This window comes from Imperialibacter sp. (assembly GCF_040222815.1).
Classification (GTDB): domain Bacteria; phylum Bacteroidota; class Bacteroidia; order Cytophagales; family Cyclobacteriaceae; genus Imperialibacter.
The window spans coordinates 1-1,600 of sequence record NZ_JAVKCH010000031.1; the positions used below are offsets into that span (position 1 = coordinate 1).

1 protein-coding gene is annotated in these 1,600 nt (G+C 44.9%); it reads right to left on the minus strand.

All coding sequences use genetic code 11. From position 1 onward, the window contains the following. Positions 1-32 precede the first annotated feature (32 nt). On the minus strand, positions 33-1,379 hold the full coding sequence (locus tag RIF36_RS17160) for an IS110 family RNA-guided transposase (protein ID WP_350149442.1): 1,347 nt from the start codon (positions 1,377-1,379) through the stop codon (positions 33-35). Positions 1,380-1,600 lie beyond the last annotated feature (221 nt).

Genomic DNA, 1,600 nt, shown 5'->3' on the forward strand with positions numbered 1-1,600 from the left:
CTACTATATAACAAAATGCAGCTTAGTGACTTCTAGGCAACAGCCTTGAGCTTGCTTAGTTGCTGTTCAAGGTATTTGATCTTATGCTCCTTCCACTTCTGGTGGTTCAGCGCAAGTATTGCCGTATCGTACTGTTTCTTCTCTTTGATCAGGGTGTATATGATGCGCGCCAAACGATGGGCACCCGCCACAACTCCGCCTTTTTTGCCCAGCCTGGATCGCATTTTTCGTGCATAGTCCCCAAAATCGGATTTGCTCTTGGTCAAATTACTGGCGGCCATCCGCAAAGTCAGGCCTGCCTGGTTTTTCTTTTTCTGCATTTTGCTACTAATAATTTTGCCCCCGGTGATCTTGGTGTTTGGCGCTAAATTGAGCCATGCCGAGAAATGCTTCACATTTTTCCACTTGCTCATGTTCGTGCCAATTTCGGCGATCAGTTCTACGGCACTTATTTCAGATATTCCCTCTATTTGGCACAAATCAATCCCAAGAAGGCTATGCATCAGGCCTCTTGCATCAAAGGTGAATTCGTTTTTTTTGAGCCTGGTTGTTTTCTCGGTTCCAATGCCAGTTATATCCCCCTGGTTTACTTTTGCCACCTGTGACAGTAGGCATTGTTTGATCTTTTCATCGCATTCTGATTTTTGGGATTGGAAAAACTGATAACTGTGGTAGGAGTGCCTGAGCATAAACAAGTGCTCTTCAGACCATATGCCATGCAATGACTTTCTGATTTCTTCTTCGCTGGCTTTTACCCGGCCATCTTTGAGTTTGATTAATGCGTCAACATCCCTTTCCCCGTTTAGTATCGCGGTGACCATGGACATTCCTGTTTTGCCCAGGATATCGCTGATTACTGTATGGAGTTTGATATTCATCAGTTCCAATGCCTTCTGCATTCTGCGGGCCGAATCCGAACTGTTGGTGATCAGTTTTTTTCGTTGTCTCACATAGGTTCTCAAAACCCTGATATCGGCATCAGGCTGAAAGCTTTTCTGCAAAAGCCCGCAACTATGCAGCTTTTGAAGCCAGATGGCATCAGTGTCGTCCTTTTTCCGGCCTGTCACGTTTTTCACGTGTCGGGCATTTACCAGATAAGGCTCAATACCGGCCTCTTCCAAGAGCAGATACAGATTTAGCCAGTAGACCCCAGTGCTTTCCATGGCCACCGTTGTAATGCCCTCTTTTTTCAACCAGGCCACTAAACTTTCCAAGTCTTGGGTGAAAGAATCGTACTGGCGCACCTCATGGGTATTTCCCCTGTCAATGGCAACATCGTGCATTCTGTCGCCAATGTCAATGCCTGCGGCATGAGGGTTGAAAACCGGCATTCCTTTTCCCAAGTGCTTCTTTACTGTCTTTTTTTCATGCTCTTCCATTTTTGTAAAGGTTTAAAACCTGAGTGGGCACTCTTAAATGAACTTGCTCTACTATACGGTGTCTCCTGTTGGGGAGCAGCCAATTGGAATTTCAAAAAGTGCTTTGCCCAAACTTGATCATGGTAATTTATACCAATAAAAAAACCGGGCTTTGCTCAGGTTGATTCATGATCCCAAGTTATCTACTTTTGAGATTCGGTTCAATAACCGTAATGACTTGA

Bases quoted from the DNA above. Each gene is read 5' to 3' on its own strand.
- RIF36_RS17160 (WP_350149442.1), bottom strand. From the start codon at position 1,379: ATGGAAGAGCATGAAAAAAAGACAGTAAAGAAGCACTTGGGAAAAGGA.